Below are 5,824 nucleotides of genomic sequence, written 5' to 3' on the forward strand. Positions count from 1 at the left end.
TGGCAGTGGAGGGTGGGGGGGATGCGTCCGTGCTCCACCACCAGGGCCGTCTTGATGAGCCCCGCCACGCCGGCCGCCGCGTCCAGGTGGCCGATGTTCGACTTGACGGAGCCGAGCGCGCAGAAGCTGGTGGCCTCGGTGCCGGCGCGGAAGGCGCTCGTCAGCGCGGAGACTTCAACGGGGTCTCCCAGCAGGGTGCCGGTGCCGTGCGTCTCCACGTAGCCCACGGTGTCTGGCGTCACGCCCGCCAACGCGTGGGTGCGGGCGATGACCTCCGCCTGCCCCTCGGCGCTGGGCGCGGTGTAGCCGAGCTTCGAGGCGCCGTCGTTGTTGATGGCGGAGGCCCGGATGACGGCGTGGATGTGGCTGCCGTCCGCCAGCGCGTCATCCAGCCGCTTGAGCACCACCACGCCCACGCCGCTGCCGAAGAGCGTTCCCTGCGCCTGCGCGTCGAAGGGACGGCAGTGTCCGTCCGGGGACGCGATGCCCCCGGGCTGGTGCACGTAGCCGGTGCGCTGGGGCACGTCCACGGACACGCCGCCCGCGATGGCCACGTCACACTGGAAGCCCATCAGCGACTGGCAGGCCAGGTGGGTGGCGACCAGCGACGTGGAGCAGCCCGTCTGGACATCCAGGCTGGGGCCCTTGAGGTCCAGGTGGTACGCCAGCCGCGTGGCGAGGAAGTCCTTGTCGTTGCCAATCATCACCTGGAAGCTGTCGCTCGACTCGAGCAGCTCCGGGTGCGTGCGCAGGTTGAAGAGCAGGTACGTGCTCAGGCTCGTCCCCGCGAAGACGCCCACCGAGCGCGACTCCGTATCCAGTCCGTGGCCCGCGCGCTCGATGGCCTCCCACGCGCACTCCAGGAAGATGCGGTGCTGCGGGTCCATCAGCACGGCCTCGCGCGGCGAATAGCCGAAGAAGCTCGCGTCGAACGCGTCCACCTGCTCCAGCACGGCCCCGGCGCGCACGAAGCCCGGCTGTCGCAGGCGCTCCTCGGGGACGCCGCGGGCCTTCAGCTCGTCGTCCGTGAAGAAGCGGATGCCCTCCACGCCCTCGCAGAGGTTCCGCCAGAAGGTCTTCACGTCGGGGGAGCCCGGGAAGCGGCCCGCCATTCCGACGATGGCAATGGCCAGGTCGTCGCCGTCACTCAGGTTGTCATCGCTCATGGCTGTCGACGAACTCACGTTCAAGAAGCGAGGTGGGGTGGCGGCCCGGCGGCCCGGCGGCATCACGCACACGCCCCACGCGGCCCTCACGGGGCAGGGCTCAGGGAACGTCCGTGACGCCGGGCAGGGCTCCGCGGGGCGCGGAGGCGTGGCTCAGCTGGCTGTCTGGCCGGCGGGCGGCGTGCTCGTGAGGGAGAACGCGTCGGCCAGCAGCTCGTAGGAGCGCAGCCGGGAGCGATGGTCGTGGACGATGGTGGTGATGAGCAGCTCGTCCGCCTGGAACTCGGCGGCCATGCGCGTCAACTGCTCCTTCACCTGGTCAGGTGCGCCACACACGACGCGCTTGCGGTCGAACTCGAGCGTGGCCAGGTCCTCGGGCGTGTAGGCGTAGGCCTCCGCTTCCTCGATGGACGGAATGGGCGCTTCGGGCCGGCCCCTGCGCGTGTTGATGGTCAGCAGGTCGCTGCTCCGGGCTATTCGCCGGGCCTCCTGCTCGGTCGGTGCACAGATGACGTAGACGCTGACGGCGGAGTTGGGCGCCGCCTGCACGTGCGAAGGCTTGAAGTGCTCGCGATACCCCCGCGTCACCGGGCCGCCGTGGATGGGGTTGAAGAAGTGCGCGAAGCAGAAGGACAGCCCCAGCCGGGCCGCGAGCGCGGCGCTCTGCTCACCCGAGCCGAGCGCCCAGACCTGCGGCACGCCCTGCGCCATGGTCTTCAAGCTCAGCTTTTCGAACTCCGGCGTCGCGGGCGTGGTGCCCGACAGGAAGGCGACGAGGTCCTCCAGCTTCGTGGGGAAGCGCTCGTTGCTCGCCGGCGGGCCATAGGCCAGGGCGCGAGCCACCAGGTCCGTGCTGCCCGACGTCCGTCCGATGCCCAGGTCGATGCGGTCGGGGTGGAGCGCCTCCAGCAGCCGGAAGACCTCGGCGACCTTGAAGGGGCTGTAGTTCGACAACAGGACGCCGCCCGTTCCCACCCGGATACGCGACGTCGCCGCCGCGACATGCGCGACGAGGATCTCCGGCGCCACGCCCGCGAAGTGTCCCGAGCCGTGGTGCTCCGCGAGCCAGAAGCGGTGATACCCGAGCTGCTCGGCGGCTCGGGCCAGCTCTACCGTGTTTTGGAAGGCCTCACGTGTCTGGGTGCCGCTGGCGACGATGGAATGATCGAGAACACTGAGCTTCACGGCGAGCGTTCCTTCCCGGACACACGACGTCTACGGAGCCGCTTCGAGACGGGCCGAGTCGTCACGTGTCCGCGTTTCAAGAGGGTGACAAACCCTATAGTAGCGCGGCCAGCTGCGACAAATGCGATTTGATTGATTTTACTTGAAAATTGAGAATAAGAGGCAAGCGGGAGCGCGCGTGATTGCCAGGGGTGCTTTCATTCCCCGTGTCTCGCCGTGAGACATGCCGCTACTCGACGACGACGAGCGCGCACATCAACGCGCCTTGAGTCGCGTTGACCACGTCCTTGCCCTGGCCGGTGGGATTCAGTCGCACCATGGTTCCGCCGTAGCGCTCACCGAAGACAAAGGCGCCCCAGATGAGGATGTGGGGGCCCACGGCGCCGTCGTCTCGCAGGAAGTGGTAGGGGCGCGGCTCGATGCGCTCCTGGACAATCCAGCCGCCGTGCGCCAGGGCTTCCTGGATGGCGGCGTCCCAGTCCTCGGCGGTCATCGCGCGGCCAATCAGCACCGACTTGCCGCCATAGGCGCGGCCCGCCTTGAGCACCAGCCCTTCGCGCTTCGAGGCGGCGAGCTCGTCGGGCAGCCACACGGACGCGCCACCGCGGGTCGTCTGAGTGGACCGCACGCGGCGCGTCCAGGGGATGCGCCGGCGGATGAGCTCCCGCTCCTCGGAAGAGAGCGCGGGCGACGCCTCGTTCTCCGACAGCAGCGCGATGTTGCGCTTGTCGTCGAGCAGCTCCTGCGCGGGACCGTTGTAGAGACACAAGGTGCGCGCGGCGAGCGCGGCGCGGACGCGGGCGTCGAACGCCGGGCTCACCACCTCGAGCCGCTCTCTCGCGTCATGCTCCTGCACGGCATGCAGCCGCCGTCCGCGCATCGTGAGGCAGGGGCCCTCCGCGTCCTCCACCTCGCTGTAGGTGCCGATGAGCACCTCTCCCTTCGCGCCGTCCGCCTCGAGCAGCTCGCTCAGCGTGCTGTTGAGCAGCAGCGTCGCCATCTCCCTGCCCGCGGCTTCAGGCAGCTCGTTGTCGGGGAAGAGCACGGCCAGGTTGCACTCACCCTCCCAGGCCACGGTCCGCCGCACGTCCTCGACGACATGCCCCAGGAAGGCGCGCAGCGTGTCCTGGAGCTGGATGCGCAGGCCCTGCTCCTCGGTGAAGCGCTGGAGCACGGGCTGGTCCATCACCACCTGGGCCTTGAGCCCCGTCTCCCAGCCGCCCAGGCCCGCCATCATGTTGACCTCGAGGCACTTGAGGCCATCCGCCGAGTCGATGAAGTCCCCGCGGCTGAGCGCGCCGCGCGCGTCCTCCGTGAGGGCCAGGACCTCCGCCGCCACGCGGGCCCGTTCCGGCGAGACACCGTAGTAGTCGGCGATGCGCCGAGGGTCTCCGTCCAGCAGGAGCCGGGGCCCGCGCTTGACGAGCCGGCAGAGCTTCACCGCGACGTCCTCCATCTCACGGTCGCGCCGCGAGTCGATGAGGAGCGGCCACCGGTGCAGCTCGTAATACATCAGCGGTGACGCTTCGAACTTCTGGAAGCGGTGCCGCGCGAACACCTCGGGCGTCCGCTCCGCGAACTTCAGGAACGCCACCGCCGCCGCGGACAGCTCACCGTGCAACGCCTGGATTTCATCCGAGAACTTCAGCCCGCCTGGGTGTCCGTCGACGTGTGACATTTTCCGCGTAATAGCACTTTGTCTCAGAGTGCGTGTAAAGCGGATGTTTTACGGACCCGAAGCGATGACGCCGGACTCCAGGCGGAGCAGGTGGTCCGCCACGTCGAAGTACCGGTCGTCGTGGCTGATGACCACCACGGCCTTGCCAGCGGCCTTCAGGTCCGGGAGCAGCTCCCGGTAGAAGACCTCCTTGAACAGGGGGTCCTGGTCCGCGGCCCACTCGTCGAAGAGGTACACGGGGCGGTCTTCCAGGAACGCCGTCAGCAGCGCCAGTCGCTTGCGCTGACCCGAGGACAGGTCCGTGGTGGAGAGCGCGCCGTTGGCGTCGATGCGCACCTTGCGCTCCAGCTGGAGCCGCGCGAGGTACGCACGGGCCTTGTCCGCCTGCCCGCCCAGGGCCAGCCCCAACAGGGAGTCGAAGAGGTGGAAGTCGGAGAACACCGTGGCGAAGTGCTGGCGGTAGCGCTCCCGCGCGTCGTCCGTCACCGGGTGCCCGTCGACGTGGACGGCCCCGGACTCCGGCGAATAGAGGCCGGTGATGAGCTTGGCCAGCGTCGTCTTGCCGCTGCCGTTGCCCCCGGCGATGAAGAGGATTTCTCCAGGGCGCAGCGTCAGGTCGATGGGGCCCAGCGTGAAGGGCAGGTCCTCGCCCTCGCGGCGGTAGGCGTGCGTGACGCCCACGAGGTCGATGCGGGAAGGCGTGGCGGGAGGCGCGATGGCGACGGGCGGCCGTGGCGTGCCCTGCGTGTCGGCGGGGGGCAGCTCCAGCGCTTCGATGTGGCGGAGCGCCACGGTTCCCGCGCCCAGCATGGGCAGCAGCGTCATGGACGCATCCAGCGGCTGCTGGAGGTAGAGGACGGCGAGCGTGTAGCCCACCAGCGTTGACGCGGACACCGGGGCGATGCCGGGCAGGGCGAACAGCAGCAGCCCGATGAAGAAGAAGAACAGGCTCATGCCCCAACTCGTCGACAGGGCATGGAGCGTGGAGACCCGCTGCTGGAGCTGCTTCAGCGTCTCGGCGGTGGGGAACAGCTCCTGGTCGAGGAACGCCGTGCGCCGGCGCTGATGCAGCTTCAGCTCCTTCAGGCCCTGGGTGAGGGAGCGCAGGTCGCGGAAGAACCGGTCATTTGTTTGGCGCGAGTCCTTCAGCAGCGCCATGATGTGGCGAAGCGGGAGCAGGTAGCTGACGGCGCCCAGCAGCGCGAAGACGAGCAGCGCCGCGAACACCAGCCGCGACATGACGGCCAGGTACGTCATGCAGCCCAGGATGATGCCGCCGTTGATGAGCAGCGGTGGGATGCACAGCAAGCCCTGGGTGACGGCCTGGATGTCGTCGACGAGGGTGGCCAGCAGCCGGTGGGAGCCCAGCGCTTCCAGCCGCCGCAGCGGTGTCGCGAGGATGCGCTGGCTGAGCTGATCCCTCAGCGCGAACGTGGTGTTCGTCTGGAGCCGCGTCAGCAGCAGCTGCGAGCCGATGCGCGAGCCCAGCATCAGGACTCCGAGCGTGGCGAAGCCGAGGACCGTTCCCCGGTCCGAAATCGCGCCGCCCCGCGCGAGCACGCCATTGATGTGCGCGATGAGCCCCGCGCTCGCGGCGCCCGTCAACAGCCCGAAGCAGACGGCGAGTGCCACGGAGCCACGGGACCTGCGCAGCAGCAGGATGAGCAGGTTCACGCCGAGAGTTCCTTCCGCGAGGATGAGAACCGGATTGTGGGCGCTCATAGCTTATGCTGCGCCGCCCGCTCTAGCGAAGCTCTTCGGTTTTCCACAGCCCCGTCCCCTGGAACCTCTCACC

4 protein-coding genes are annotated in these 5,824 nt (G+C 68.9%); all 4 read right to left on the reverse strand.

All coding sequences use genetic code 11. The annotated features are described in order from the left end of the window. Nucleotides 1–1,166, reverse strand: a 1,166-nt coding sequence (locus tag G4D87_RS01995; protein ID WP_163777886.1) for a beta-ketoacyl synthase N-terminal-like domain-containing protein, incomplete at its 3' end; no start/stop codon positions are given. Nucleotides 1,167–1,319: 153 nt separating this feature from the next. Beyond that, nucleotides 1,320–2,351: an LLM class flavin-dependent oxidoreductase gene (locus G4D87_RS02000; RefSeq protein ID WP_163777889.1), complete on the reverse strand. Its 1,032-nt coding sequence runs from the start codon at nucleotides 2,349–2,351 to the stop codon at nucleotides 1,320–1,322. A 229-nt stretch (nucleotides 2,352–2,580) separates the two neighbouring features. Next, entirely contained in the window at nucleotides 2,581–4,029 is a 1,449-nt protein-coding gene (locus G4D87_RS02005) for a hypothetical protein (protein WP_163777891.1), read from the reverse strand. Nucleotides 4,030–4,077: 48 nt separating this feature from the next. Further along, nucleotides 4,078–5,703, reverse strand: a complete 1,626-nt coding sequence (locus G4D87_RS02010) for a cyclic peptide export ABC transporter (RefSeq protein WP_163777893.1) — start codon at nucleotides 5,701–5,703, stop codon at nucleotides 4,078–4,080. Nucleotides 5,704–5,824: the final 121 nt, after the last annotated feature.

The organism is Myxococcus vastator (genome assembly GCF_010894475.1).
Taxonomy (GTDB): Bacteria; Myxococcota; Myxococcia; order Myxococcales; family Myxococcaceae; genus Myxococcus; species Myxococcus vastator.